Raw genomic sequence first — 26,900 nt, forward strand, 5'->3', positions numbered from 1 at the left:
GGTTTTAGATCGCCTCTGCGTTCTCGTCGAACTCGGGAGTGGGCTGCTCTACCCCGGCGAGGATGCCGATGAGGTGAGCCAGGGAGTAGAAGGCGATGAGGACGCCGGCGATCGGAAGCACCAGGTACATCTGACCGACGCTCAAGGGGAGCGTGGAGATGTCCTGCGCCCACGCGTTCTCCGCGACGCTCGAGCCGCCGATGATGAAGACGAATACGAAGAAGAACAGGACGACGAGCTCGATGACGACGCCCATCACGCGCTGCAGGTTCAGTGGAAGCTTCTCGACCAGGATCATGACCGCGATGTGGCCACGCTCAGAGAACACGTATGCGGCAGCGAAGACTGCCAACACGACGAAGGCGTAGCGAGCCGCCTCCTCTGTCCAGGGCGCGGAGTTGTTGAGGACCTCGCGCGTGAACACCTGCCAGGAGACGATGAAGACGAGCCCCACGAAGGTGATGATGCAGATTGCGGCCAGCACGCGGTCAATGACGCGTTTGATGCCGCCCAGAACGGTGAGCAGGCCGCCCCAGCGGACGGGGCCCGCCGGTTCGAGACGTCCGGGACCGTCCGGCGTGTTGTCGCCCGGCGTGCTATCGCCCGGCTCCGGTGAGTTGATATTCACTGTGTTCCTCCGCTGGCTGCCCGTGGGGGCCGTGCCATCATGTGCTGCACTTCGATGTGGCTCACTGCGAGGGCGCCGGCGGTCTGTGACCACGCGGCGCCCTCTCCAGTGATGCGGTGAGCCTACTTCGCGGCGCCCCGGATGGCGTCGAAGAGGGTCTGCTGCGAGTCCTCGGTGATGAACTCGTCCAGCAGCGGCTCGAGCGCCTCGACGAAGGCGTCGCTGTCGACCTCGGTGAAGGTGGCACCGCCAGCCTCAGCGCCGGCGATTGCCTCTTCCGTCTCCGTGGTCCACAGGTCGGTGTGCTGCTGCCAGGTCTCTTCCCAGGCCGCGTCGAATGCGGCGCGGTCTTCCTCGGACATCTTGTCGAGCGTGCCGGTGTTGCTGATGAGGAAGTCGGCACCGATCAGGTGGCGGGTGTACGAGAAGAAGGGAGCAACCTCGAAGTGCTTCTGCGTGAAGTACGAGATCTCGTTGTTCTCGGCACCGTCGATGACGCCGGACTGCAGGCCGGTGTAGACCTCGGCGAACGCCATCGGGGTGGGCGAGGCGCCGAGCGCGTTGATCATTGAGATGAACACCGGGCTCTCCTGAACGCGGATCTTCTTGCCCGCGAGGTCGTCCGGCGTCTCCGCCGCGCCGTCCTTCACGTAGACGCTGCGGGCGCCCTGGGTGAATCCGCCGACGACCGTGATGCTGTTGCTGTCCTCAAGCGAGGTGTACAGGTCACCGACGACCTCGTCGTCAGAAAGAACGGCCATCTGGTGGTCGATCGAGTCGAAGACCGTGGGGAGGCTGAAGATGACGAAGTCCTTCGAGACGTTCTCGAGCTGCGGCGCCGAGACGATCGCCAGGTCGATTACCCCAGAGCTGACCGACTGGATGTATTCAGCCTGATCACCGAGGGTGGAGTTCGGGTGCACCTCGATGTTCCACCGGCCGTCGGTGGCCTCGGTCAGCCGCTCGCCGAAGGCTTCCAGCGCGATGAACGACGGGTGCTCCTCGGTCTGGTTGAGCGCGAGCTTCATCGTCGTGGGCTCGACCTCCTCCGCCGGGGCGTCGGAGCTGTTGCCGGTGTTGGCGCCACCGCTGCACGCGGCGAGGGTGAGGGCCGCTATCGCTGTGGTCGTAATCAATGCGAGCCGGGTCGTTTTCCGCATGAGGTTCTCCTTCGAACGCTGTTCAGGACGGTGGTCGGGCGCTGACCAGGCCGCGGGAGTCGGCATGCTGTGCCGGCCATGTCTCCGTTGCGGTCCGGCGTCGTCGCCGTCTCGGTGTTTGGGTTATATATGCCGGGATCGAAGTGGTGTGGCTCCGGTCCCGATCTACATTCACTCACGTCGCGGACAGAATGGCAACCAATTGCCATCGGTTGTCGCGAAGACCGACTTCGACGCGTTATGTCGTACTAGAAGCAGGATGCCGTCCGCGATTGGACGACACCCTGCCTCTTCTGTGGTGTGTTACTGCTGGCCCTTGGGCACCCGGATCGTGATGGTGTCCTGCAGGGTGATGTTGTCGGATGAGTTGCCGACGTACACGGTGTACGTGCCCGACGCCGTGCTCCAGGCATCCGCTTCGGTGTTCCAGTACGACAGCGGGTGGTTCGACGCCGCCGGGTCGATGGTGACCGTGACCCGCTGCTTCTCGCCGGGGTTCAGCGTCACCTTGTCGAATCCGACGAGGCGCTTCGGCGGCTGGTCGGCTTCGGCTGGCAGGCCCAGGTACACCTGACCGACCTCGGCGCCCGCGACATCCCCGGTGTTCTCGACGAAGAACGACACCTGGATCTTCTGGGTGCCATCCGTCTTCTTCGGGGTGACCACGAGCTTGGAGAGCTCGAAGTCGGTGTACGACAGGCCGTGACCGAACGCGAAGGTCGGCTGCACGTCGTTGGCGTCGTACCAGCGGTAGCCCATCTCGAGGCCTTCGCTGTAGCTGGCCGTGCGCGGCAGCGGGCCGGTGCCGTCGGGGTCGACCCCGGGGAACTGTTCGGCGGTCGCGAACGCCGCCTCACGCTCCTGACTGGGGAAGGTGATCGGCAGCTTGCCCGACGGGTTAGCGACACCGAACAGCAGGTTGGCGACGATGTTGCCGTCTTCCTGCGCCGGGTACCAGGCCTCGAGCACCGCGGGAACCTCGCTGAGCCACGGCAGCAGCACCGGGCCGCCGTTCTTCAGCACCACGACTGTGTTCGGGTTGGCTGCGACCACGGCGGCCACCAGGGCATCCTGGTTGACACCGTCGGTGGCGGGCAGCGACAGGTTGGCACGGTCGACCCCTTCACGAGAGATGTCGCCGACCATCACGACCGCCACATCGGATGCCGCAGCGAGCGCCGCAGCCGCCGCGATGTCACTCGCGTTGTTGTAGGTCACGGTGGCGTCGGAGCCCAGCGCGTCCAGCACGTTGTTCAGGCCCTGTTCCGGGGTGACCGTGTACGGCGCGGTCACGACGATGGCGTTCGACGGTCCCTGCGAGTTGAACTTCGCCTGACCGGCGAAGGTCGGGGTACCGATCAGCGCCACGGAATCGAGCGCCGCGGCATCCAGCGGCAGGGTGTCCTCGTCGTTTTTCAGCAGCACGCTGCCCTCTTCGCCGATGTCCTGCACGCGTTGGCCATTGGTGGCGTAGTCGATCGGCGACAGCGAGTTGATCGGGTCGTCGAACTGGCCGAGCTCGAACATCACCGTGAAGCGACGGTCGAGCGCCTGGTCGATGTCGTCGATCACGAGCGTGCCGGCGGCGAGCGCCGCATTGATCAGCGTCGGCGTGAACCAGCGCGGGCTGGCGAACTCGAGGTCGAGCCCGGCCTTGATCGCCGGCGCGGTGCTGTGCGTCGCACCACGGTCGGACATCACGTAGCCCTCGAAGCCGAGGTCATCGCGCAGCCAGTCGGTCAGCAGTTGCTCGTGCTCGCAGGCGAAGGTGCCATTGAGCCGCGGGTATGAGCACATCACCGAGGCCAGGTTGGCCTCCTGGATCGCCATCTCGAACGGCAGCATGTACAGCTCGTGCATCACCCGATCTTCGACCAGGGTGTCCATCGTGTTGCGCGAGGTCTCCTGCTCGTTGGCCGCGAAGTGCTTGGCGACCGACTGCACGCCGAAGGACTGCACCGCGTTCACCTGGGCGACCGCCATCACGCCGGCGAGGTAGGGGTCTTCTCCGAAGTACTCGAAGTTGCGACCCGCGTGGGCGACACGGCCGAGGTTGATGCCCGGGGTGAGCAGCACGTTGTGGGCGCTGGCACGGGTCTCCTCACCGAGGATGGAGCCCCACTCGGCCGACACTGCGGCGTCGAACGACGAGGCGACGGTGAGGGCGCTGGTGAGCCCTGTCGAGGTCGGGGCGACGAGGCAGTCGCCGTTTCCGAACGGCCCATTGGTCATGCGGAGGGTGGGGATGGCGAGGTGCGGGATGCCCTCGACGTGGCGGCCCTGCGCGGAGAACGCGCAGCCCGGGATGTTGGTGTTGGCCACCGGTCGCATGGCGATCTGCTGGATCTTCTCGTCGAGCGTCATCGCGTCGATCAGGAGGTCGGACCGGGCCTCGGCCGAGAGCGCCGTGTTCATCCACGGCAGGTCGTCGGCGTTGGCAACGGCGGGCAGGCCCAGGGTGGCCGCGAGAACCGCGGCTACCCCGAGGGAGAGCGCCCTGGGGGCGCTCAACCTGGAACGTGTCATGTGTGCATCTCCTTGTGTTGGGGGAATTGCGTGTGATGGGTGTGACCGTGCGCTGGTCGGGCTTGGCGAGATCTCGCCAAGCCCGACCAGCGGGAGGGTGGAGCTAGCTAGTTGCCGTAGGACAGACCGAAGCCGAAGCTGTAGTCGTCGCCAGCGGCGTTGGTGTACGCGTAGTCGAACGTCTCGGCGTAGCCGGGAACGTCTGAGGCGTTCTGTTCGACCGCCGCCTGGCTGGCGGGGATGCTGACCGGCAGTTCACCGGTCGGATTGAACCGGCCGCGGATCACGTCGAGCAGCGCTTCGGCCTTCACGTTGAAGGTTCCGATGACGGCGGCGGCACCCGGCTCGATCTCGTTGAGCACCCACGGGTTGCCGAGGTTGATCGCGAGGATCGTGGGCACGGCCGCCTCGATCTGCTGCACCCGTGCCACATCGACACCGGTGAGCTCGCCGAGCTGGATCTCCACGGTCGAGTTGTCGGGGTACTCGTAGACGTTCGGGCGCACCCAGACCAGCGCGTCGGTCGCTTCTTCGAGGGTGTTGACGACCTGCACGGTCGGGTCTTCCTCGGCGATGAGCTTCTTCAGCGCGGCCGTCTGTTCCTCCGCGTCGCGGCCGGTGACGACCTCGACGAAGAGCTTGGTGGTCGCGACATCCGCGTCGGCCAGCGGCAGTTGCTGCTGGTCGTTGCGCAGCAGCACGATCGACTTTTGGTGCGCCTCGTCGGCGCGCGCCTGCGAGGCCGGGTCATCCGCGATCTGCTGCGCGAGCGCCGGGTCGACGTACGGGTCCTCGAACAGGCCGAGCGCGAAGATCTCCTCGAGCAGCAGCTGCACCGAGGGGTGCAGCTCGGATTCGGTAAGCAGCCCGGTCTGCACCGCGGCGATCAGACCGGCCGGGTCGTTGTTGTCGGAGAACAGGCTCGTCCCAGCCTTCACAGCCTTGGCGAACCGCTCGGGCAGGGTCAGGTTCTCCACGCCGAACGCACGGTTGGTGAGGATGCCGCTGTCACTGTTCACGTACCCGGTGAAACCCATCCGGGTGCGGAGCAGGTCGGTGACGATGGCCTTGTTGTATGCGGCAGCGACTTCTTCGAACTGCTGGCCGGGGGCATACCAGTCCGCGATGTCGAGTTGCTCGGCGCTGAGCGCGTTGCTCGGCACGTTGTAGTACGACATGACCGAGCTGGCGCCCGCGTCGATCGCGGCTTGGAACGGCGGCAGCTGGTAGGTCTCCAAGCTGCCTGGTGTCGGGTAGATTGCCCACTTGCCTGGCTCGTTGTGCGGGTCAAGGCCGCGCAGCACCGCGCCGTCGCCGGGGAAGTGCTTGATGGTCTGGGCGACCGACTCGTTGCTGAGTTCGTCGCCCTGGAAGCCGAGCACGAGCTGCTCGGCGATCGCTGCATTCAGGTCCGGGCTCTCACCGAAGGTGCCGTTGATGCGGCGCCAGCGCGGTTCGGTCGCCGTTTCGATCTGGTAGCCGTAGGTCTTCTGGATGCCGGATGCGCGCCATTCGTCCTGCGCGATGTCGGCGAAGTCGCGGATCAGGTCGATGTCGTTGGTGGCGGCGAGGCCGAGGGTTCCCGGCCAGCTGGAGAACTGGCCTGCGGCCTCACTGATGCCGAACTCGAGGTCGGGGTTCACGTGGTTGCGCGGGTTCGAGGTGAACACGAGCGGGATGCCGAGCCTGGTGCCCTCCGCGATCTCCTGGAGGCCGTTGGCGCGGGTGGCCAGTTCCGTGGCGGTCGGGTTGTCGCGGATGATGAGGTGGTGGAGGCCACGATCCTCGATTAGCTCGGGAGCGTTGTCCCGCAGGGAGGCGATCTGCATCAGACCCGCCTTCTCCTCGAGGGTCATCCGCGAGAGCAGGTCGGCGGCGCGTTGCTGGTCGGAAAGCCGCCAGTCCTCGTAACGGTCGAGCTTGCCGTTGTCGTTCAGGTCGCGGAACTGGCGCCCGTTGACCTTGATGATGTTTTTAACATGGGATTCGACCGCCGGTGCACCGTTCGGCGCCTGTGAGTGCGACGGTGGCTGGTTGCCGCCGGCATTGTTGTCGTGAGGTGGAGCGGCCACCGCGGCCGTTCCGGAGGCGATGAGAGCGAGCGGGCCGACGATGGCCGCTACGGTGATGAGGCCGGGACCGCGACGCGGTGATCGGCGGGGTTTTCTGCGCATGGTCGTTCTCCTTTGAAGGACATGCGGCGTTCGGGTGAACGCACCGTTGCGCTCCCGCCGTGGCTCCATTGAGGCGGTAGCCGGCCGCGCCGTCAATCTGTTGCCATGTGTTGGCGCTCGTTTTGGGGGTAGACGGTTACGAGCGGGCGACGGTCAGATCGCGATGGCGTCGATGGTGGCGCGAGTGCCGCGGGTGCCGCGGGTGCCGCGCAAACCGCCGTCGCGGCGGATCGCGGTGGAGCGTCGCACCATGAGTTCGGCCGGAAGCATGGCCGGCTTTCCGACCGTCGCGGCGCGGTGCTGCCCGAGCAGCATCTGGACCGCAACCCGGCCGAGCACCAGGTGTGGCACTGCGACGGTGGTGAGTCCGTGGTTGGTGAACCGGGAGTCGAGGCTGTTGTCGAAGCCGATGACGCTGACGTCGTCGGGAACCCGGATGCCGCGACCGCCGAGTTCGCTCATCAGGCCGATCGCCATCAGGTCGTTGTAGGCGATGACGCCGGTCGAGGGACGGGCCAGGAACTCGTCCGCGGCGGCCGCGCCGCCGGCGAGGGTGGGCGGGAACGGCCCGATCCTCCGCACTCTCTGTCCCGCGTCCGCGGCCGCCTTGCGCACCGACTGCCAGCGCATGCCGTCCGCCCACGACGCCTCGGGACCGGCGATGTAACTGATCGTGTCGTGGCCGAGCGCCGCCAGGTGCCCCACGGCGAGCTGCATGCCGCGGGCGTTGTCGGTGACGATACTGGGCACGTCGGGCATCGGCCGGTTGAGGATCACGGTCGCCCGCTGCTTCGCCACCGTGCGGATCGCCGTCTCCGACATCCGCGACGTGGCAAAGATGAGCCCGTCAACCATCGGAATGACGCGCTCAACCGCCTCGCGTTCGCCGGTCAGCGACTCGCGTGCGTCGATCACGAGCACCGTGACGTGCGCTTCGTCGGCGGCCTTCTGCGCGCCCTGGATGATGTCGAGGAAGAACGGGTTGGTGAGGTCGGCGACGACGAGCGCGATCATCGACGTGCGTCCGTCGCCGCGGGGCCGGGCGATCGGGTCTACGTGGTAGCCGAGTTGCTCGGCGACCCGGCGGATGCGGTCGGCGGTCTCTGCGTTGACCCGGCCCGGACGCGAGAACGCACGCGACACGGTCGACGGCGAAACGTTACATGCAGCCGCGACGTCGTAGATCGTCGGCGGCCGAACCCCCGGGAGTTCTTCCTCGTGCCCCATAAGGGTGATATTAGGCTCGAAACCCGGACCGGACAAAGTCACCGATTAGTGTGAAGTCTCATGACTGACCGTTCCGCCCCCTCCGCCCTGCTGCGCGCCCACCCGGTGATCGCCGTGCTGCGCGCGGCCGCCGCCACCGACTACGACCCGGTGGTCGACACCCTCGCCGAGAACGGCGTGCGGTCGATCGAGCTGACACTCACCACCCCCGGCACCTTCGAGCACCTGCCGGCGCTTGCCGCGCGGCTCGGATCAGCGGCCGAGATCGGAGTCGGCACCGTGCTCACCGCGGAGCAGGCACAGCGCGCGATCGACGCCGGGGCCGCGTACCTGGTCACGCCGGTGACGCTGCCCGACGTGATCGCCGTCGCGGTACGCAATGGCGTGCCGGTGTTCCCGGGCGGCCTGACCCCCGGCGAACTGTTCACCGGCTGGCAGGCTGGCGCGACCGCGGTGAAGGTGTTCCCCGCCGAGACCGTGGGCCCCAAGTACGGCGCGCACCTGCGCGGGCCATTCCCCGAGCTGGAGTTCGTGCCGTCGGGCGGCGTGGCCCTCGATGACATCCCGGCCTGGCTGCAGGCTGGCGCGCTGGCGGTCAGTCTCGGCGGGCCGCTGGTCGGTGACGCGTTCAAGGGCGGGTCACTCACGGCCCTCGGCGAGCGCGCCCGGCGCGCGTCCGAGCTGGCGACGTTGGCACGATGAACTCGGCGCAGGCCACGCCCCGGGTCGTCACGCTCGGCGAGACGATGGCCCTGATGCTTGCCACCGAGTACGGCGCACTGCAGCACCGGCCCGCCATGGCGCTCGGCGTCGGCGGCTCGGAGAGCAACGTAGCGATCGGCCTGCAGCGGCTCGGCATCGACGCCACCTGGATCGGCCGGGTGGGCGCAGACTCACTGGGTGACCTGGTGCTGCGCGAGATCCGGGCGGAAGGCGTGCAGGTGGTGTCGATTCCGGATGCCGAGGCCGCGACATCCGTCATGGTGAAGGAACGGCGCGCACCGGCCGACACCCGTGTTTGGTACTACCGCGCGGGCCTCGCCGGGTCGCGGCTGACGCTCGACGACTTCTCGCCGGAACTGGTGACCTTCGCCTCACTGCTGCACGTCACCGGCATTTCGCTTGCCCTGTCGCCGACGATGTCGGACACCGTGTTCGGCGCGGTCGAACTGGCGAGATCGGCGGGGGTGCCGGTCTCGTTCGACCTGAACTTCCGCGGCAAACTGTGGTCCCGCGAGGCGGCCGCCGAGGCTTACGCGCGGATGCTGCCGCTGGCCGATCTGGTGTTCGCCGGTGACGACGAGGCGGCGATCGTGGTCGGCGATGGCACGCCGCTCGAGCTCGCGCACCGCCTGATCGAGGCCGGCGCCGGGCAGGCGATCGTGAAGCTGGGCTCCCGCGGTGCGGTGGCGGTGGTCGACGGGCATGAGTATCAGCGGACGGCTGTGCCGATCACTCCTGTGGACACGGTGGGCGCCGGCGACGCGTTCGTGGCCGGTTATCTGGCGGAGTACCTGCTGGGCAAGCCGGTCTCCGAGCGGCTCGACACCGCGGTGACCGCCGGGGCGCTCGCCTGCCTGGTCGCGGGCGACTGGGAGGGGCTGCCCAGCCGGGCCGACCTCGGCAGCCTGAGCGCCGGCGGCGAGCCCGTGAGCCGGTAGGCGGTGGGCGGTAGGCGGTGGGCGGTGGGCGGTAGGCGGTAGGCGGTGGGCGGCTCAGGGCCGGCCACGGGGTCGACCGTTGCGACGAAGGAGTGTTTTGCGACATCCGCAGGTCAGGAAGGAACTGTTTCTGCGAAAACCGGGGTTCGTCCTTCGTGGCTGCGGGGATGTCGCCGAAAGAGTCCTTCCTCGCGGCCGCAGCACTCGAATTACTCCTTCCGCCGCCACCACTCCTCCCTCAGCACCACCGCATCCGAATAACTCCTTCCTCGCGCTCAGGATGGTCATATGCACCCCGCCCCGCCCCGCTCCGACACAGACCGCACGGCCGGTCAGAGCGAATGCCGCAGACTTGACGCATGGGCACCGGCGAGCAGCAGCATCCTTCGATCATCCTGAAGAACAGCGGCTTCTTCGCTGAGATCCAGCCCGATCGATGGGTGCCGGGCGCCTACACCCTGGTGGTCGACGGCACCCCGCAGTCGCACGTGAACCTGGATGACCCGTCGCAGCTGTTCTTCGAGTACGTGCAACGCATCGGTCACCTGATCGACCAGCTGCCGCCAGGGCCGATCACCGCGGTGCACCTCGGCGCGGGCGCCTTCACCCTGCCGCGGTACGTGGAGGCCACCCGGCCGGGGTCCCGGCAGCAGGTGATCGAGCTGGAGAGCGACCTCGTCGACTTCGTGCGCGAGCAGATTCCGTTGCCGCGCGGCGCCTCGATCCGGGTGCGCCACGGCGACGCCCGCGCGGTGCTGGAGAAGCTGCCTGGCGGGCTGCGCGGCACCGTGGACCTGGTGGTGGTCGATGTGTTCAGCGGCGCACGCACCCCGGCGCACGTGACCAGTGTCGAGTTCTACCGGGCGGTGGCGACGCTGCTGGCCCCGGGCGGGGTGGTGGCGGTGAACATCGCCGACGGCCCCGGCCTGGCGTTCGCCCGCGGGCAGGCGGCCACCGTGGCAGCGGCCGTGGGCAACGTGGCAGCGCTCGCCGAAACGCAGATCCTGAAGGGTCGCCGCTTCGGGAACGTGGTGTTGGCGGCATCCGCCTCGGCACTGCCCTTGGAATGGATGCCGCGGCTGCTGGCCGGCGGACCGCACCCGTCGAAGGTGGTGGCCGGCCGGGAACTGACCGAGTGGATCGCCGGCGCCCCGATCGTCACCGACGCGACCGCGATTCCGTCGCCGCCGCCTGCCAAGTCGATCTTCCAGGTGCGCCAGGGCAAGGACTGAGCCGCCCGGCGGATTCACCTCACCCCCGCGGCGCGAGTCGTGGTGGGATGAACGCATGGCGATGAAGCGCGTGCGAGCCGCGGCACCGATGGTGCTTGTCGCCGCGCTCAGCGTTGCCGCGCTTGGCCTGGCCGGATGCGCGCCCGTCGAGCCGCCGCCGCGCAACACTGTGACCCCGACGCCGCTGCCGTCGCCGACCGAGACCGGACCGCCCGCGCTGCCCGGGCCCGTGCAACCGGCCGGTGAGCCCCGCGCCCTGGTGACCGGGCTCGACGTGCCGTGGTCGGTGGTGCGGCTGAGTTCCGGGTCCGCGCTGATCAGCGAGCGTGAGACCGCCCTCGTGAAGGAGTACACCGCCGACGGCGACGTGCGCGAGGTCGGCACCGTGCCCGGCGTGCAGCCCGCCGGCGAGGGCGGCCTGCTCGGCCTCGCGGTGGACGCCGAGGAACGCTGGCTGTACGCGTACACCACGGCCGCGAGCGACAACCGCGTCATCCGCCTACCGCTCACCGGTGTTGCAGGCGGCCTGGCGCTCGGCGCGCCGACCGACGTCGTCACCGGCATCCCGAAATCCGGCAACCACAACGGAGGCCGCGTCAAGTTCGGCCCGGACGGCATGCTCTACATCACCACCGGGGACGCCACCAATGGCGCTGTGGCGCAGGATGTCGGATCCCTCGCCGGCAAGATCCTGCGGGTGACCCCGGAAGGCGCGGTGCCCGCCGACAACCCGTTCGTCGACAGCCCGGTGTACTCCTACGGGCACCGCAACCCGCAGGGAATCGCGTGGGACGACGACGGTCGGCTCTGGGCGTCGGAGTTCGGGCAGAACACCTGGGACGAGCTGAACCTCATCACGCCCGGCGGCAACTACGGCTGGCCGGTGGTGGAGGGCATCGCCGACCGCGATGGGTTCATCGATCCGGTTCACCAGTGGGCGACCACCGACGCCAGCCCGAGCGGCCTGCTCTTCCTGCGCGGCACGCTGTTCATGGCCGCCCTGCGCGGTGAGCGGCTGTGGGCGATCTACCCGGGATCCGGGAGCGTGGACGCGGTCGACTGGTTCCGCGGCGACGTCGGTCGGCTGCGCGACACGGTGGAGGGACCGGATGGCACCCTGTGGCTGCTCACCAACAACACGGCGCGCGGTACGCCGCGAGACGGCGACGACAAGCTGCTCGAGGTGCGGCTGGAGCTGCTCCCGGCGGGTTAGCCTGAGGGGGGCAACAACCGAGGGGCACACGTGAGCATCGTTCTGGGATACGACCCGGTCACTCTGCAAGAAAAGGTCGATCCGGCCGCACTGGCGGAGCGTCTGGAAGAGCTGGGCGAACTGCGCAGTTCGACCGCGCTGAACGAGAAGGTGGGCCTGCTGCGGCTGGCCAACCGACTGGACGAGGCGTGGGATGTCGCGAACGAGGCCGTGCGTCAGGCACGGTTCGGCGGCGACCGGGAGGCGCTGGTGTTCGCCAAGGTGCGCCGGGCGCAGGTGCAACGCTCGCAGGGCAAGTACGAGGCCGCGCTGGTGGAGCTGAGCGACTGCGTCACCGAGGCCGGCCGCCACGAGTGGGCGAGCGCCGAGGCCTTCGCGCTGCAGCACCGCGGCAAGGTGCACTTCGACCAGAAAGAGTACGACGCGGCGCTACGCGATTTCCGGGCGGCGCTCACGATTCGGGTGCGCATCAAGGCTCCCGCCAACCAGATCGACAGCTCGATGATGTCGATCAGCGTCACCGAATCGTTCCTGGCCGACCCGCCGACATCCGCTCCTCCGATGCCTGTGGATTACCCCGCTGGAAGGTAGCGCTGCCCGCTCACATCACGCGGGGTTAATGTCGTCTCGTGGCTGACCTTTCCCGCGTGCGCACCTGGGCCAACGCCCTGATCGCGCTGCACCTGAACCCGACCGAGTGGTCGTTCGCGTTCGACAACGCGAAAACTCGGGCGGGGCTCTGCAACTACACGGCCAAGCGGATCACCGTGTCGCGCTATCTCGCCGCCCGATTTGAGGATGACGCGATCCACCAGGTGCTGCTGCACGAGGTCGCGCACGCCATGGCCGGGCACAAGGCCGGGCACGGCCCGCGCTGGAAGGCCATCGCCAGCGACCTCGGCTACGAGGGCAAACGGCTGCATGACGGCCCGATCGCCTCAGAGCTGGCCCCGTGGGTGGGGGTCTGTCCGCGCGGGCATGAGCACTACCGCTACCGCCGGCCGAACCGGTCGTTGGCATGCGGCAAGTGCTCGCGCCGGTATGACCCGGCCAACGCCATCCGCTGGGAGCGGCGGCCGCTCTAGCACAAACGAAGGGAGCTGAGTAACTCTCTATAGTGGTTACGTGGTTACCGGACAGCAGCTTCCCGACGGGTCATTCTTCGATTCCGGCGCGCTCAGCCTCGACTTCTCCGCCAGCCCGCTGGTGAACCAGGCCGATCTGGACGCCTGGCTCGGCGAGCGCTTCGACCGCCTGCAGGGGGCAGCGAGCGAGCGCGAGCTGGCCGACGCCCACGCGCTGCGGGCGGCGATCGGCCGGGTGGCTGCGGCCGCGGCATCCGCCAGTCAGCCGGAAGCCGACGACATCGACACCGTCAACCTGTTCGCGGCGACCCCGGATATTCCGCCGGCGCTCGGCGGCGGCAGGCGGCAGGCAGGCGCCGGCCGGGTGCGCATCGGTCAGGCGCTGTCGACCGTGGCGAGGGATGCCGTGGACCTCTTCGGCGAGCGCGGGCCGGGGCGCATCCGGTTCTGCACCGCGGATGACTGCGAGCTGGTGTTCTACGACGAGTCGCGGTCGAACAACCGCCGCTGGTGCTCGATGCAGCGCTGCGGCAACCGGGCCAAGGTGCGGGCGCACCGGGCGCGTTCGATTTCAGATTCGGGTGGGATTCGTCGTACTGTCGGCGGATGAGCATCGACGAAGCTGTTCCCCGCCCCACCGACCCGACTGACCAAACCGTGATCGTCCGCCCCGTGCGTGACGTTGACGCCGAATCCCTCGGCAGAGTGCACGCGCAGTGCTGGCACCAGACCTACGACCACCTGATCAGCGAGGCCGCGCTGGCGAAGGTCTCGCCTCGGCGAATGGCCGAACTGTGGACGCACTGGGCAAGCCTCGGCCCCGAATACAACCAGTTCGCCGCATTGGTCGACGGTGAGATCGTCGGTTTCGTCGGATCGGGCCCGGCGCGGGACACCGACGACGCCCCGCGGGACCGTGAGCTGTATTTCATCTACCTGCTCAAGGAATACCAGGGCACCGGCATCGGCCAGCGGCTGTTCGACGCCGCCTGTGCAGACCGGCCCGGCTACCTGTGGGTGGCCAAGGACAACCCGCGCGCCCACAGTTTCTACAAGCGGAACGGCTTCACGCCCGATGGCGCGGAGCATGTTGAGGAGTTCCTCGGCGAGAAGCTCCTCGAGGTGCGGCTGGTCCGCTGAGCACGGCGTCGTTAGTCGACGACGCGCACGTCCTTCCAGAAGGCCACGTAGTTGCTGAAGTCCTGGCCGACGCGGTCGAAGGATGTCGCGTGCGGCTGCGGGTAGCTGAACGCGGCGTCGGCGGACTCGGCGTCGCCCGTCTTCACGGTGAAGTACTGGGCGTCGCCCTTCCAGGCGCAGCTGTACGCGGTGTCGCTCTTCTCGAGCAGCGCGGTGTTCACCGCTGCCGGTGGGAAGTACCAGTTGCCCTCGATGCGGATCAGGTCGTCCCGGTGAGCTTCGGCGATCACGGTGTCGCCCAGCATTGCCTTCATGGTGTGCCTTCCCTCGGTGTCCGCGTCGGTGGCGACGCGCGCGTCGCGGAGCGACACATCAGACTTAAACCCCGCGGAGAGAGCTGCCATTCCCGGCCGGGTCGTCGGTCAGACGACCGGGGCCGGCTCCTTCAGCACGGTGACCGCGTCGGTGGGGCTGAGGTCGAGGGCGGTCGCGCCGCCCTGCACACCGCTGACCGAGTTCTTGATCAGGTGCTTGAGCGCCTGGGTCAGCCCGGTGTACGCGGCGGATGCGGCCGCGGCCTCGGGGGAACAGTGGTCGAGACCGACCGCGGTCAGGGCGTCGATCACGGCGCCCGCCGCCAACAGGTCTTCCACTGCGAACCGGGCGGAACCGTCGGCCCTGGCGTCGCCTGCGGCGATGACGGTCACCACGAAGCGACCGCCGCGTTCATGCTGGCGGGCCAGCACCCAGCCGGCGACCGCCTTGGCGTTCTGCACGGTGGCGAGCACCAGCGCGCCGTCCGGTTCCGGCTGCGTCGCCGCCGCGGTGTCGGCGACAGTGGCGAGCTGGTCAACCCAGATCACCGCGTCAGCGCCCGACTGGGTCGCGTCGGCACCGGCCGTGCCCCAGTCAAAGCGCACCTGATACTTGCTCTGGTCAACTGCGAAATCCACGCTGCGAGACTAGCGGGGTTACCCGTTCCGGGACGGCTCATCCGTAATGATTGGTCGCATGGCCTTCCCCAGCGCTCTGCCCGTACCCACCGATTCGGACCCGCGCGACGCGCCGGTGCTGCGCTGGGGCATCCTCGGGCCCGGCTTGATCGCCGCCGATTTCGTCTCCGCGCTAGGCAGACACACCGACCAGCAGGTTGTTGCGGTGGGTTCCAGGGATGCTGCGCGAGCGTCCGACTTCGCGCAGCGCTTCGGGATTGAGCGCAGCCACGGGTCCTATGCGGCGCTGCTCGCCGACCCCGGCATCGACGCTGTGTACATCGCCACCCCGATGAGCGAGCACCACGCGAACACACTGCTGGCGATCGAGGCCGGCGTGCCGACGCTGCTGGAGAAGGCGTTCACCCGCACCGCGGCCGAGGCCCGCGACGTCCGCGATCGCAGCCGCTCGGCGGGGGTGTTCGTCATGGAGGCGATGAAGACCCGCTACCTGCCGCACCGGCAGATGATCGACACGCTGATCGCCGACGGAGTGCTCGGCGAGATCGACAGCGTGACGGCGCAGTACGGCTTCCCTATCCCGTATCAGGCCGGCAGTCGGCTGTTCGAGCCGTCGCTCGGCGGCGGGGTGCTGCTCGACATCGGGGTTTACCCACTGTCATTCGCGGCAGGGCTGCTCGGCGAGATCGCCGAGGTGCGCGGCTTCGGCACCCTTACCGTGTCGGGAGTGGAGGACACCGTGTCAGCGGTGCTGATCACCCCGACTGGCGCCCGGGGCGTAATCGACACGAGCTGGCGCGGCGTCGGCAGCGGACGTGCCGGAATCACCGGCTCGCTGGCACGGATCGATGTGGATGCCGTGTTCAACAACCCGGCGCCCATGAGCCTGGTCTCGGCCGACGGGCGGCAGCGCCTCGGGTTCGACGACCGGCGACATCCGGGCCGGGAGGGGATGGTGTTTCAGGTGGCGGCGATGGCCCGCTATCTGCGCGCCGGGCTGACCGAATCGCCACTGCTCGGGCTCGACGAGAGCGTGCGCGTGATGGAGCTGCTCGATGAGCTGCGGCACCAGGTGGGCGCCCGCTTCGCCGACGAGAACTGAGGGTTCGCGAGCAGAAGTCAGCGACATCCTGTAGTCTGGACTCACTTGTAAACGCAGCATCGCGATTACTGCGTCGTAGAACGCTTCCTCTTCTCACCGGATTCAGCTCACAACTGCTCCGGTTCGTAGATATCTTTCTCACGGCGATCGATAGTGCCGGTTGGCACTCTCGCCACTTATCCCAGGGGATTCACGTTCGCCTACGAGCGCGCATTCGCCCAGGGAACCAACGAATGGGTAACCCTTTTTGTCTGACACAACCTTCGCCGCCCTCGGCGTGCCCGCGCCGATCGTCACCGCCCTCGCGGCCGATGACAAGACCACGGCGTTCCCGATCCAGGTTGACACCCTGCCCGACACCCTGAACGGCCGCGACGTGCTCGGCCGCGGCAAGACCGGCTCCGGCAAGACGCTGGCGTTCTCGATTCCGTTGGTCGCGCGCCTCGGCGGCAAGCTCGCCGGCGGCAAGCGTCGTCCCGGCCGCCCGCTCGGCCTGGTGCTCGCCCCGACCCGCGAACTGGCCACCCAGATCGCGGCGGCGATGCAGCCGCTCGCCGACGCGTACGGCCTGAAGACCACCACCATCTTCGGTGGCGTCTCGCAGAACCGTCAGGTCGCCGCGCTCAAGGCGGGCGTCGACATCGTCGTGGCCTGCCCCGGGCGCCTCGAAGACCTGATGAAGCAGAACTTCATCAACCTCGACGCCGTCGAGATCACCGTGCTCGACGAGGCCGACCACATGGCCGACCTCGGCTTCCTGCCCGGCGTCACCCGCATCATGAACGCCACCCCCGACAGCGGGCAGCGCATGCTGTTCAGCGCCACCCTCGACAACGGCGTGGACAAGCTGGTCAAGAAGTTCCTCCACAACGAGGTGTTGCACGAGGTCGACGAGGCCAACTCCCCCGTCGCCGCGATGACCCACCACGTGTTCGAGGTCGACGGCGGTGCCGACGCCAAGACCGCGCTGGTGCAGAAGCTGGCCTCCGGCACCGGACGCCGCATCCTGTTCATGCGCACCAAGCACCACGCCAAGAAGCTGGCCAAGCAGCTGACCGACGCCGGCATCCCCTCCGTCGACCTGCACGGCAACCTGTCGCAGCCGCAGCGTGACCGCAACCTGGCCGCGTTTAGCGACGGCTCGGCTCGCGTGCTGGTGGCGACGGATGTCGCGGCCCGCGGCGTGCACGTTGACAACGTCGAACTGGTGATCCACGTCGACCCGCCGATGGAGCACAAGGCATACCTGCACCGCTCCGGCCGCACCGCTCGTGCGGGCAGCGCCGGCGACGTGGTGACGGTGATGATGGGCTCGCAGTCCAAGGATGTCGCGCAGCTGCTGCGCAAGGCCGGCATCAGCGTGTCTCCGCAGCGGGTCACCGCTAACTCCCCCGCGGTCGACGCCCTCGTCGGTGACATCGCCGCGTACGTCAAGCCCGCGCCGCGCATGATGCAGACCGGCGGCGGGGTGTCGCAGGGCGCCAACGCGCAGCGCAAGCGCGACGCGCGCGCCGGCGGCTCAGGTCGCACCGACCGTTCGGGTCGCCCGGCAGCGGCGGCATCCGGTCGCTCCGGCGGCGCAAGCGGCGGCGCGGGCTCCGGCTCGGGTCAGCGCCGGTCGTCCGACCAGGCGTCAACCGGTCGCGCCCGTTCCGCTAGCGCCGAGGGCTCGCACGCGCCGCGCTCGCGTCGCAGCGGTGCCCCGGCTGGCGGCTCGGCTCGCACCTTCAGCACCTCCACCCCGGCCTCGAACGGCGAACGCCGTCCGAACCGTCGGGCGCAGGGCTAACCAGCTCCCCAAGGGGCGCACACTGCTCGGTCACTCCGGTGGCACGACGCGGTGGGCGCCCCTTTGGCGTACCCGCCCGATGCCCTAGGACTCGAACAGCGGGATGTGGCCGAGCGCCCGCACGAGTGACGCCCGGTCACCCAAAGTCTCCCGCCACTCGTCGCTCTCGGTGAGGAACGCGCCGATGCCGACGACCTCTGCCCCGGCCCGGTCGAGCAACCGCAGCGCCGCCATCGTCGAGGCGCCGGTGGAGATCACGTCGTCGACAAGCACCACGCGCCGGCCGCGCAGCAGCGGTTCGCGTCGTTCGTCGAGGATGAGCTGCTGCTCCCCCTGGGTCGTGATCGACTCCACCGGCTCGCGCATGCTGTCGCGCAGGTGGTACTTCGGCTGCTTCTGCAGGATCACGTAGCCGTCGAGGTGCAGCTCCCGGCTCACGCCGAGGCCGATCGGAATGCCCATGGTCGCCACCGAGACGATCACGTCGGGCGCGAGCGCCCGCACCTCATCGGCGAGGTCTCGGCACGCGACATCCATGAATCGCACGCCCAGATCGACGGTGATCATCAACGCCACCGTGATGCTTTCGGTGAGCGCGACCAACGGCAGGTGAACGGTCTGGCTGCCGATGATGGTCGGGTGGGTTCCGCGATCGATCACGGCAGAACGCCGACAGAGGCGAGGGCCGCGCGCAGCAGCACGCCGCGGCCGCCTTCCATCTCGGCGGATGTCGCCGCGGATGCCGCTTCGACGGGAGACATCCACGTCAGTTCGAGGGCATCCGGGCGCGGCTCGCAGGTGCCGGTCACCGGCACGACGTAGGCGAGCGACACGGCGTGCTGCCGTTCGTCGTGGAACGGGCTGCTGCCCGGCCAGGGAAAGTACTCGGCGACCTGGAACGGCACCGGCGAGGCCGGCAGCAGCGGGAAGGCCATCGGGCCGAGGTCCTTCTCCAGGTGGCGGAACAGCGCGTCACGCAGGGTCTCGCCGTACATCACCCGGCCGGAGACGATGGTGCGGGTGATCTCTCCCACGGTGTTGGCCCGCAGCAGCACCCCCACCTCGGTGACGGTGCCGAGCCCGTCGACGCGCACCGGAACGGCCTCCACGTACAGCAACGGCAGTCGCCTGCGGGTTGCCTCCAACTCCTCATCGGACAGCCACGCGGAATTCGGGTCGGGCGTTCCTACCGTGCTCACACTCCCATTCTTACCTGCTCAGCATTCGAATGGGTGCCACACCGTGCTGCGGGCCATCCGGAATGGGCCGGTACAGTTCGAGGTTGGGGCATGTGAACACGATGAGAACGGATACTTACATATGAAGATTGACGCTGACGCGGTTGTGTGGTCTGCCCCGGAATCGGAGCGCGCCGGGCGTCCGTTGCTAGTGCTGCTGCACGGGCTCGGCTCGAACGAGAGCGACTTGTTCGGCCTCTCCTCCTACCTGCCGCTGGAACCGGTGATCGCCTCGCTGCGCGCCCCGCTCTCCTACGGCGGCGGATACGCCTGGTTCGAGGCCACCGGCGACCGGGAGCCGGCCGCGAACCTCGCCACGGTGTCGGTGCTGAACTGGCTCGATGAGCAGAGTTTCCAGTCGGTCGGCCTTCTCGGCTTCTCGCAGGGTGGCGCGATGAGCGCGCAGCTGATGCGGCACCGGCCGGCGCAGTTCAGCTACGCCGTCAACCTGTCCGGCTTCGTGATCCCCGCCGCGCACCCCGGCGACGACAAGCTCGCCGAGCTGAAGCCGCCGGTGTTCTGGGGCTATGGCACCGCAGACCAGGTGATCAATCCCGAGTTCCGGGCGTACACCGAGACCTGGCTGCCGGAGCACGCCGCGCTCACCCGCCGCATCTACGAGGGCATGCCGCACTCGGTGTCGCAGCAGGAGATCACCGACGTGGCGGCGTTCATCACGGCGCAGCTGTAAGAAATGTCGCGGCACGGATGTCGCAGAAGCGAATGTCGCGGTGCCGGATGTCGCGGCGCCCGGTTTGCCCCGGCGGGATGTCAGCGGCATCCGTGAAGATAGAGCAATGAGCAGTGTGCTCGACCGATTCTCTGCCGCGACCCGCGAGTGGTTCACCAACGCCTTCCCCGCGCCGACCGCCGCGCAGCTGGGCGCGTGGGAGGCGGTGTCGGGCGGCGCGCACGCCCTGGTGGTGGCACCCACCGGATCGGGCAAGACCCTGGCGGCGTTCCTCTGGGCGATCGACCAGTTGGCGTCATCACCGCCACCGGACGATCCCCAGCACCGCACTCGCGTGCTGTACATCTCACCGCTGAAGGCGCTCGGCGTCGACGTGGAGCGTAACCTGCGCTCGCCCCTGGTCGGCGTGACGCAGACCGCCCGCCGGCTCGGGCTGCCCGCACCGGATGTCACCGTCGGCGTGCGATCCGGCGACACCACCAGCCAGGAGCGCCGGATGCTGCTGCGCCGGCCTCCCGACATCCTGATCACCACGCCGGAATCGCTGTACCTGATGCTCACCAGCGCCGCCCGCGAGACGCTGGTCGGCGTCGACACGGTGATCGTCGACGAGGTGCACGCGGTGGCCGCCACCAAGCGCGGCGCGCACCTGGCTGTGTCGTTGGAGCGGCTCGACGCACTGCTGCCGAAGCCGGCGCAGCGGATCGGACTGTCGGCAACGGTGCGCCCGCAAGAGGAAGTGGCCCGCTTTCTCGGCGGCCTGGCACCGGTGTCGATCGTGGCGCCGCCCTCACCGAAGACGTTCGACCTGAGTGTCGTCGTGCCGGTGGAGGACATGACCGAGCTCGGCACCACCTCGGCCGAGGGCACGGACGCGCAGGGCTCGATCTGGCCGCATGTGGAGGAGGAGATCGTCGACCAGGTGCTGCAACACCGGTCGACGATCGTGTTCGCGAACTCGCGGCGGCTGGCCGAGCGGTTGACCGCGCGGCTGAACGAGATTTACGAGGAGCGACTGGGCGAACCGGTGGCGGAGCCGGAAGCGCTGCTCGCGGCAGTAGGCGGCCCACCCGCCGCGATCATGGGGCAGTCTGGCGCGACATCCGGCGCCGAACCGCTGCTGGCCCGCGCCCACCACGGCTCGGTTTCCAAAGACCAGCGGGCCGTGATCGAAGACGATCTGAAGAGCGGTCGGCTGCGCTGCGTGGTGGCCACGTCATCACTCGAGCTGGGCATCGACATGGGCGCGGTCGATCTGGTGATCCAGGTGGAGTCACCCCCGTCGGTGGCGAGCGGGCTACAGCGGATCGGTCGCGCGGGGCACCAGGTCGGTGAGATCTCCAAGGGCGTGCTGATGCCGCAGCACCGCGCCGACCTAATCCACGTGACCGTGGTGAGCGAGCGGATGACGTCCGGCCTCATCGAGCAGATGACGGTGCCGCAGAACCCGCTCGACATCCTCGCCCAGCAGACCGTCGCCGCGGTGGCACTCGAGCCGCTGGACATCGAGGACTGGTTCGACACGGTGCGCCGCAGCGCCCCGTTCGCCACCCTCCCGCGCAGCGCGTACGAGGCCACCCTCGACCTGCTGAGCGGACGCTACCCGAGCGACGAGTTCGCCGAGCTCCGCCCCCGCATCGTCTGGGATCGGGTCACCGGCCAGCTCACCGGCCGGCCGGGCGCGCAACGCCTGGCGGTGACCAGCGGCGGCACCATCCCCGACCGAGGACTGTTCGGCGTGTTCATGGTGGGCGCGGCGGCCAGCTCGAGCGCCGGCGGCCGCGGCGGCGGACGGGTCGGCGAGCTGGACGAGGAAATGGTCTACGAGTCCAGGGTCGGGGATGTCTTCGCCCTCGGCACCACCAGCTGGCGGATCGAGGAGATCACCCACGACCGGGTGATGGTGAGCCCGGCGTTCGGGCAACCCGGCCGGGTGCCGTTCTGGAAGGGCGACACGCTCGGCCGCCCCGCCGAACTCGGCAGGGCCATCGGCGCCTTCACCCGCGACATGGCCGACTCGCCGGTTGAGGAGCGCCCGACGAAGTCGGCCGCGTCTCAAAACCCCAGCGCCCGCACGAGGCTCGCCAACATCGGCCTCGACAAGCGGGCGGCCAACAACCTGCTGGCCTTCGTCGCCGATCAGAAGAAGGCGACAGGGCACGTGCCCACCGACAAGACCCTGGTGGTGGAACGGTTCCGCGACGAGCTCGGCGACTGGCGCGTCATCCTGCATTCGCCATACGGCATGAAGGTGCACGCGCCGTGGGCCCTCGCCGTGGGAGCCCGGGTGCGCGAGCGCTACTCGTTCGACGGCGCCGCGATGGCGGGCGATGACGGCATTGTAGTGCGGCTGCCGGAGACCGATGCCGAGCCTCCCGGCGCCGAACTGTTCGTGTTCGAGGCATCCGAACTCTCCGACCTGGTGACCGCCGAGGTGGGCGGCTCCGCGCTGTTCGCCTCCCGGTTCCGGGAATGCGCCGCCAGGGCGCTGCTGCTGCCGCGCTACAACCCCGGGCGCCGCTCGCCGCTCTGGCAGCAGCGGCAGAAGGCGTCGCAGCTACTCGAGGTGGCGCGCAAGTTCCCCAGCTTCCCGATCGTGCTGGAGACGGTGCGCGAGGTGCTGCAGGATGTCTACGACCTGCCGGCGCTCACCGAGCTGGCCGGCGAGATCGCCTCCCGGCGCATTCGCATCGTGGAGACTGAGACCGAGCAGGCCTCCCCGTTCGCGCGGTCGCTGCTGTTCGGCTACGTCGCCGCGTTCATGTACGAGGGGGACTCCCCGCTCGCCGAACGCCGGGCCGCGGCACTGTCACTCGACCCCACGCTGCTTGCCGAACTGCTCGGCCGGGCGGAACTGCGCGAACTGCTCGACGCGGGCGTGATCGAGCAGACCGAACGGGAACTGCAGCGCCTCGTCGAGGACCGCAAGGCAAAGGATGCCGAGGGCATCGTCGATCTGGTGCGGCTGCTCGGGCCGCTGACGCTGGAGGAGATCCGGCAACGCACGGTGCCGGCGATCGCCGAGGACACCGCGGGGCTGCAGCGCGTGCTCGATGACCTTGCCCGCTCCAACCGGGTGCTGCCGGTGCAGATCGCCGGCAGCCCGCGCTGGGCGGTGATCGAAGACGCCAGCCGGCTGCGCGATGCGCTCGGCGTTGCGCTGCCGATCGGCGTCCCTTCGGCGTTCGTGGAACCGGTGCCCGACCCGGTCGGTGACCTAATCAGCCGCTACGCGCGCACGCACGGCCCGTTCACGGTGGCGGATGCCGCCACCCGGTTCGGCCTCGGCCAGGCGGTAGTGCTCGACACCCTGCGCCGGCTCGCCGCCGACCGCCGGGTCACCGAGGGCGAGTTCCGGCCAGACGCCACCGGCAGCGAATGGGTGGATGCCGAGATCCTGCGCCGGCTGCGCAGCCGGTCGCTCGCCGCGCTGCGGCACGAAGTGGAACCGGTCAGCCCCGACACCCTCGCCCGCTTCCTGCCGGAGTGGCAGCAGGTCGGCGGTCGGCTCACCGGCATCGACGGGCTGGTGCAGGTGATCGACCAGCTCGCCGGGGTGCCGCTGCCCGCCTCCTCCTGGGAGAGCCTGGTGCTTCCCGCGCGGCTCAAAAACTACTCCCCCGCCTGGCTGGACGAGCTGACCACCACCGGCGAGGTGCTCTGGGCCGGTGCCGGCTCGCTCGCCGGCAACGATGGCTGGGTCAGCCTGCACCTGGCCGAATCGGCACACCTGACCCTTCCCCTGCCCGAGCCGGATACCGAGCTGCCCGGCGTTCGGCTGGTGGAGACCGCGGAAGGCGAGCCGATCGGCGTCAGCACCGGCGACCCGGTGCAGGAGGCGATCCTGCAGGCGCTGTCGCCCGGCGGGGCGTTCTTCTTCCGCCAGCTTGCGGGCACGGTCGGCAGCGCGATCGGGCTGATCGATGACAAAGACCTGGCCACCGCGCTGTGGGATCTGGTCTGGGCCGGACAGGTGACGAACGACACCTTCGCCCCGCTGCGCAGCCAGATCGGCGGCGTCGTTCGCACCAGGCAGCCGCGCGCCCGGGCCTACCGCGGCCGGGGTCGGCTGTCGATGCCGAGCCAGTCCGGCCCGCCGACGGTCTCCGGCCGCTGGTCGCTGCTGCCGCCGGTCGAGCAGAGCACCACGCTGCGCGCCGCCGCCACCGCCGAGCGATTGCTGGAACGGTACGGTGTGGTCACCCGGGGCGCCGTGATGGCGGAGGGCGTGCCCGGCGGCTTCAGCCTGGTCTACAAGGTGCTGCGCGGCTTCGAAGAAAGCGGCCGCGCCCGGCGCGGCTACTTCGTCGAGGGGCTCGGCGCTGCGCAATTCGCCACCGGCCCCACCATCGACCGGCTGCGCCGATTCAGCCGCGAACCGGAGGACGTCGATGCCAGCTCCCCCCGCGAGCCGGTCGCGATCACCCTGGCCGCCACCGACCCGGCGAACCCGTTCGGGGCTGCGTTGCCGTGGCCGGCGACGGAAGGGCACCGGCCGGGCCGCAAGGCGGGCGCGCTCGTGGTGATTGTCGACGGCCAACTGACGCTGTACGTGGAGCGCGGCGGCAAGACCGTGCTGTCGTTCACGGATGTCGCACTGGATGCAGCATCCGCATCGCTCGCTCAGACGGTGCGGGCCGGGCTCGGCCGGATGCGCATCGAGAAGATTGACGGCGAGTTCGCGATCGGCACCGACCTCGGCGACGCGCTGCAGCGAGCCGGGTTCGTGCCGACACCGCAGGGGCTGAGGCTGCGTGCCTGAGGGCGACACCGTCTACCGCACCGCGCGGCGCCTGAACGAGGCGCTCTCCGGTTCGGTGCTCACGGTCTGCGACATCCGGGTGCCGCAGTTCGCCACCGTGGACCTCACCGGGCAGACCGTGCGGAATGTGGTGTCGCGCGGCAAACACCTGCTCACCCGCGTGGGCGAGACGACCATCCACACGCACCTGAAGATGGAAGGCTCCTGGCGTGTGTTCGCGGCGGGCGAGCGCTGGAGTCGTCCGGGGTGGCAGGCGCGCATCGTGCTCGGCACGGCGGAGTGGACCGCGGTCGGCTTCCAGCTGGGGCTGGTCGAGGTGCTGCCGACGGTCGAGGAGGACGGCGCCGTCGGATACCTCGGTCCCGACATCCTGAGCCCGGAGTGGGACGCCGGCGAGGCGATGCGGCGCATGCTTGCCGCCCCCGAGGTGCCGATCGGGGTGGCGCTGATCGACCAGCGCAATATCGCCGGGCTCGGCACGGTGTTCCGCAACGAGGTGCTGTTCCTGCGCGGGGTGATGCCGGAGCGTCCGGTCGGCGAGGTCGACGACCTGCCCGCGATGATTGGGCTGGCGCACCGCCTGATCCTGGCCAACCGCGACCGCGCCGACCGGGTCACCACCGGAAACCTGCGCCGCGGCGAGCGCACCTGGGTAAGCCACCGGGAACGGCAACCCTGCCGGCGCTGCGGAACCCCGATCCGCAAGGGCTCGCTCGGCCCGGACGTGCTGTCCGAGCGCGATACCTATTTCTGTCCGGCCTGCCAGCGGTAGACGGGCCACGCCGGCCCTCCGAGGGTGGCTGTGTCACGCGCACGTGCCACACCCTTCGCGACACGATCGTCGATGGCGTCGCCCGCGAGAAGCGACAGGAACTCGGTGCCGTTGCTCGCCGCTGCCGGGCCGAGTAACGCCATCAGAGTATCTGGCTCAGAACCGGGGAACTACTCTGCCGCGAGGCAGTTGATGCCCCTCTCAGTGGTGTCGATCCTGCTGCTGCGGCGCGGTCGAGTTGAGCTCCGCTTGCGCCCGGTCAAGTGCCGCGCGCAGGTCGTACTGGAAACACACTGTGTCGAGCTCGGCCAAGTCGGTCCGGACCAGGCCCGCGATGAGGCTCTCCACGATGCTCAACTGTGCGCGTCGCAGCAGCGGATCAGGCGGAAGGTGCGATGGGTCGAGGAACCCCAGCAGCGAGAACAGTAGAACCTCGGCGTTCATCGTGCGGCACACCGCTCCGTCCGGAGAGAACTGGCGTTCGGCGGCGACCACCGAACGCTCAAATGGCGTGAAAACCTTGTCACAGTCAGCCTCGAGATACTCGCGGAGGAGAGCTTCGATCTGCTCGGTGCGTTTCCGTTTGATGCCAGTGGCGCCGTCAAGGCGCGTGGCAAAGAACGGTCGGAGGACTTCGTCAATGGTAGGTAATGGCTTTTCCATGCGGACAGTGTGAACCCGGCCACCGACACAGCAGCTCGGCCATCCACAGGGCGGGAAAATGCTGGGCGCCGGATGTCGCCGCGTCAACCGCGCGGCCGCCAACGCACCGCGTGCGCGAACAGCAAAGCAAGGCTTGCCGCGATGACGAGCCCACAGATTGCCGAGTACGGCGGAAGGAATATGGTGCCTCCGCCATTCGAGAAGACATACTCGCCCGATACTCCCCACCCCGTGGATAATCTCGTTTCCGCCGCGAATTGTTCGACGTTCACGACGAACACGACGGCGGCAACCAGGCTGATGAGGCCGAGAGCAGCCCACATCAGGGCGAACGGCCGCCTCACTCCGGGGATCGCCAGTGCACGGCGTGCAGCACGAGCACGGTCACCAGCGTGGCGACGCCGAGCACCGTGCACCACGGCCCGATGCCGCCCAAGAACTGCGGCAACAGGAAGTCCTCTGGCCGTGTCGGCCCGCCGTTGAAGCCCGAGAACGCGCTCACCGACTGCCACTGTGCCCACAGCCCGAACGCGGTGAGCACCGGCCCCACCAGCCACAGCGCGCGCAGGAAGGGGTTGCCGCTCACCACCAGGAACGGGCGGGCCAGGGCGTCCGCAGTGTCGGTCGTTGCGACATCCGGAACCTCATCAAGCTGCGGAAGCTCGGTGGACTGCGGCGCCGCAAGCGGGGCCAGCCTGGCGGTCGGCGTGCTCGTCTGCGGTTCCCGCGACAGCACCTTGCGTACCGCCTCGACCGGGCGAAGTCGTGCCGGGCTGGCGGGCACCGCATGAATCGCATGGTCATACCCCGGCTGGAACGCGGGGTTGTAGCGGGGATCGATTTTGGGTTCGGCGTCCTTCATTGGTACCCCTTCTGTCAGGGGG

The 26,900-nt window shown here is 68.9% G+C and carries 24 protein-coding genes; 13 read left to right on the top strand and 11 right to left on the bottom strand.

The annotated features are described in order from the left end of the window. Window positions 1–4: 4 nt before the first annotated feature. From HCT51_RS15015 to HCT51_RS15035, 5 genes are all read right to left on the bottom strand, one after another. A complete protein-coding gene (locus tag HCT51_RS15015; RefSeq protein WP_166875707.1) occupies window positions 5–628 on the bottom strand; it encodes a TRAP transporter small permease in 624 nt (207 codons plus the stop codon). Window positions 629–750: 122 nt separating this feature from the next. Next, window positions 751–1,788 carry a TRAP transporter substrate-binding protein gene (locus HCT51_RS15020; RefSeq protein ID WP_166875704.1) on the bottom strand — a complete coding sequence of 346 codons (1,038 nt, stop codon included), beginning with the start codon at window positions 1,786–1,788 and terminating at the stop codon, window positions 751–753. Window positions 1,789–2,091: 303 nt separating this feature from the next. Next, complete coding sequence (locus tag HCT51_RS15025) at window positions 2,092–4,314, bottom strand: beta-glucosidase family protein (protein WP_166875701.1); 2,223 nt, start codon at window positions 4,312–4,314, stop codon at window positions 2,092–2,094. 107 nt (window positions 4,315–4,421) lie between these two features. Continuing rightward, window positions 4,422–6,488 carry a glycoside hydrolase family 3 protein gene (locus tag HCT51_RS15030; RefSeq protein WP_166875698.1) on the bottom strand — a complete coding sequence of 689 codons (2,067 nt, stop codon included), beginning with the start codon at window positions 6,486–6,488 and terminating at the stop codon, window positions 4,422–4,424. A 153-nt stretch (window positions 6,489–6,641) separates the two neighbouring features. After that, window positions 6,642–7,715, bottom strand: coding sequence for a LacI family DNA-binding transcriptional regulator (locus tag HCT51_RS15035; RefSeq protein ID WP_166875695.1), 1,074 nt, complete (start codon window positions 7,713–7,715; stop codon window positions 6,642–6,644). 60 nt (window positions 7,716–7,775) lie between these two features. Between HCT51_RS15035 and HCT51_RS15040 the strand changes: the two genes are divergently transcribed. From HCT51_RS15040 to HCT51_RS15075, 8 genes are all read left to right on the top strand, one after another. Further along, window positions 7,776–8,417, top strand: coding sequence for a bifunctional 4-hydroxy-2-oxoglutarate aldolase/2-dehydro-3-deoxy-phosphogluconate aldolase (locus HCT51_RS15040; RefSeq protein ID WP_166875692.1), 642 nt, complete (start codon window positions 7,776–7,778; stop codon window positions 8,415–8,417). Further along, window positions 8,414–9,376, top strand: a complete 963-nt coding sequence (locus tag HCT51_RS15045; protein ID WP_166875689.1) for a sugar kinase — start codon at window positions 8,414–8,416, stop codon at window positions 9,374–9,376. The genes HCT51_RS15040 and HCT51_RS15045 overlap by 4 nt, the downstream gene beginning before the upstream one ends. 359 nt (window positions 9,377–9,735) lie before the next feature. Then, window positions 9,736–10,608, top strand: a complete 873-nt coding sequence (locus HCT51_RS15050) for a spermidine synthase (protein WP_166875686.1) — start codon at window positions 9,736–9,738, stop codon at window positions 10,606–10,608. A 61-nt stretch (window positions 10,609–10,669) separates the two neighbouring features. Continuing rightward, a complete protein-coding gene (locus HCT51_RS15055) occupies window positions 10,670–11,821 on the top strand; it encodes a PQQ-dependent sugar dehydrogenase (protein ID WP_370626969.1) in 1,152 nt (383 codons plus the stop codon). Between the two features lie 30 nt (window positions 11,822–11,851). Further along, on the top strand, window positions 11,852–12,412 hold the full coding sequence (locus tag HCT51_RS15060; protein WP_224760525.1) for a tetratricopeptide repeat protein: 561 nt from the start codon (window positions 11,852–11,854) through the stop codon (window positions 12,410–12,412). Between the two features lie 38 nt (window positions 12,413–12,450). Further along, window positions 12,451–12,906 (top strand): SprT-like domain-containing protein, encoded by a 456-nt coding sequence (locus HCT51_RS15065; protein WP_166875679.1) that lies wholly within the window; start codon window positions 12,451–12,453, stop codon window positions 12,904–12,906. 40 nt (window positions 12,907–12,946) lie between these two features. Beyond that, the gene (locus HCT51_RS15070) at window positions 12,947–13,516 is read left to right on the top strand and encodes a CGNR zinc finger domain-containing protein (RefSeq protein ID WP_166875677.1); all 570 of its coding nucleotides are present in this window, start codon (window positions 12,947–12,949) and stop codon (window positions 13,514–13,516) included. Next, a complete protein-coding gene (locus HCT51_RS15075) occupies window positions 13,513–14,046 on the top strand; it encodes a GNAT family N-acetyltransferase (protein ID WP_166875674.1) in 534 nt (177 codons plus the stop codon). Before HCT51_RS15070 ends, HCT51_RS15075 begins: the two co-directional genes overlap by 4 nt. 11 nt (window positions 14,047–14,057) lie before the next feature. Here HCT51_RS15075 and HCT51_RS15080 read toward each other — a convergent pair whose 3' ends face one another. Both HCT51_RS15080 and HCT51_RS15085 read right to left on the bottom strand, forming a co-directional pair. Beyond that, window positions 14,058–14,360 carry a DUF427 domain-containing protein gene (locus tag HCT51_RS15080; RefSeq protein WP_166875671.1) on the bottom strand — a complete coding sequence of 101 codons (303 nt, stop codon included), beginning with the start codon at window positions 14,358–14,360 and terminating at the stop codon, window positions 14,058–14,060. Between the two features lie 108 nt (window positions 14,361–14,468). Next, window positions 14,469–14,999, bottom strand: coding sequence for a 2-phosphosulfolactate phosphatase (locus HCT51_RS15085; protein ID WP_166875668.1), 531 nt, complete (start codon window positions 14,997–14,999; stop codon window positions 14,469–14,471). Window positions 15,000–15,057: 58 nt separating this feature from the next. Here HCT51_RS15085 and HCT51_RS15090 point away from each other — a divergent pair, with 58 nt between their 5' ends. Together HCT51_RS15090 and HCT51_RS15095 are read left to right on the top strand one after the other, a co-directional pair. Beyond that, window positions 15,058–16,101 carry a Gfo/Idh/MocA family protein gene (locus HCT51_RS15090; protein ID WP_166875665.1) on the top strand — a complete coding sequence of 348 codons (1,044 nt, stop codon included), beginning with the start codon at window positions 15,058–15,060 and terminating at the stop codon, window positions 16,099–16,101. Window positions 16,102–16,348: 247 nt separating this feature from the next. Further along, window positions 16,349–17,890 carry a DEAD/DEAH box helicase gene (locus HCT51_RS15095; protein WP_166875662.1) on the top strand — a complete coding sequence of 514 codons (1,542 nt, stop codon included), beginning with the start codon at window positions 16,349–16,351 and terminating at the stop codon, window positions 17,888–17,890. An 84-nt stretch (window positions 17,891–17,974) separates the two neighbouring features. Here the strand turns inward: HCT51_RS15095 and HCT51_RS15100 are convergent, their stop codons facing one another. Beyond that, a complete protein-coding gene (locus HCT51_RS15100; RefSeq protein ID WP_224760526.1) occupies window positions 17,975–18,550 on the bottom strand; it encodes a phosphoribosyltransferase family protein in 576 nt (191 codons plus the stop codon). Continuing rightward, window positions 18,547–19,089 carry an NUDIX hydrolase family protein gene (locus tag HCT51_RS15105; RefSeq protein WP_166875659.1) on the bottom strand — a complete coding sequence of 181 codons (543 nt, stop codon included), beginning with the start codon at window positions 19,087–19,089 and terminating at the stop codon, window positions 18,547–18,549. Before HCT51_RS15105 ends, HCT51_RS15100 begins: the two co-directional genes overlap by 4 nt. 121 nt (window positions 19,090–19,210) lie before the next feature. On the opposite strand from HCT51_RS15105, the gene HCT51_RS15110 reads away from it, so the two are divergent. The 3 genes from HCT51_RS15110 to HCT51_RS15120 all read left to right on the top strand — a co-directional run bounded on the left by HCT51_RS15110 (window position 19,211) and on the right by HCT51_RS15120 (window position 25,353). Beyond that, window positions 19,211–19,819: an alpha/beta hydrolase gene (locus HCT51_RS15110; protein ID WP_166875655.1), complete on the top strand. Its 609-nt coding sequence runs from the start codon at window positions 19,211–19,213 to the stop codon at window positions 19,817–19,819. A gap of 106 nt (window positions 19,820–19,925) precedes the next feature. Then, entirely contained in the window at window positions 19,926–24,581 is a 4,656-nt protein-coding gene (locus HCT51_RS15115; RefSeq protein WP_166875652.1) for an ATP-dependent helicase, read from the top strand. Beyond that, window positions 24,574–25,353, top strand: coding sequence for a DNA-formamidopyrimidine glycosylase family protein (locus HCT51_RS15120; protein WP_166875649.1), 780 nt, complete (start codon window positions 24,574–24,576; stop codon window positions 25,351–25,353). The genes HCT51_RS15115 and HCT51_RS15120 overlap by 8 nt, the downstream gene beginning before the upstream one ends. Before the next feature lie 201 nt (window positions 25,354–25,554). On the opposite strand, the gene HCT51_RS15125 is transcribed toward HCT51_RS15120, so the two are convergent. Further along, complete coding sequence (locus HCT51_RS15125) at window positions 25,555–26,016, bottom strand: hypothetical protein (RefSeq protein ID WP_166875646.1); 462 nt, start codon at window positions 26,014–26,016, stop codon at window positions 25,555–25,557. Between the two features lie 340 nt (window positions 26,017–26,356). Further along, a complete protein-coding gene (locus tag HCT51_RS15130) occupies window positions 26,357–26,878 on the bottom strand; it encodes a hypothetical protein (protein WP_166875643.1) in 522 nt (173 codons plus the stop codon). Window positions 26,879–26,900 lie beyond the last annotated feature (22 nt).

This window comes from Salinibacterium sp. ZJ450 (assembly GCF_011751885.2).
GTDB lineage: Bacteria > Actinomycetota > Actinomycetes > Actinomycetales > Microbacteriaceae > Ruicaihuangia.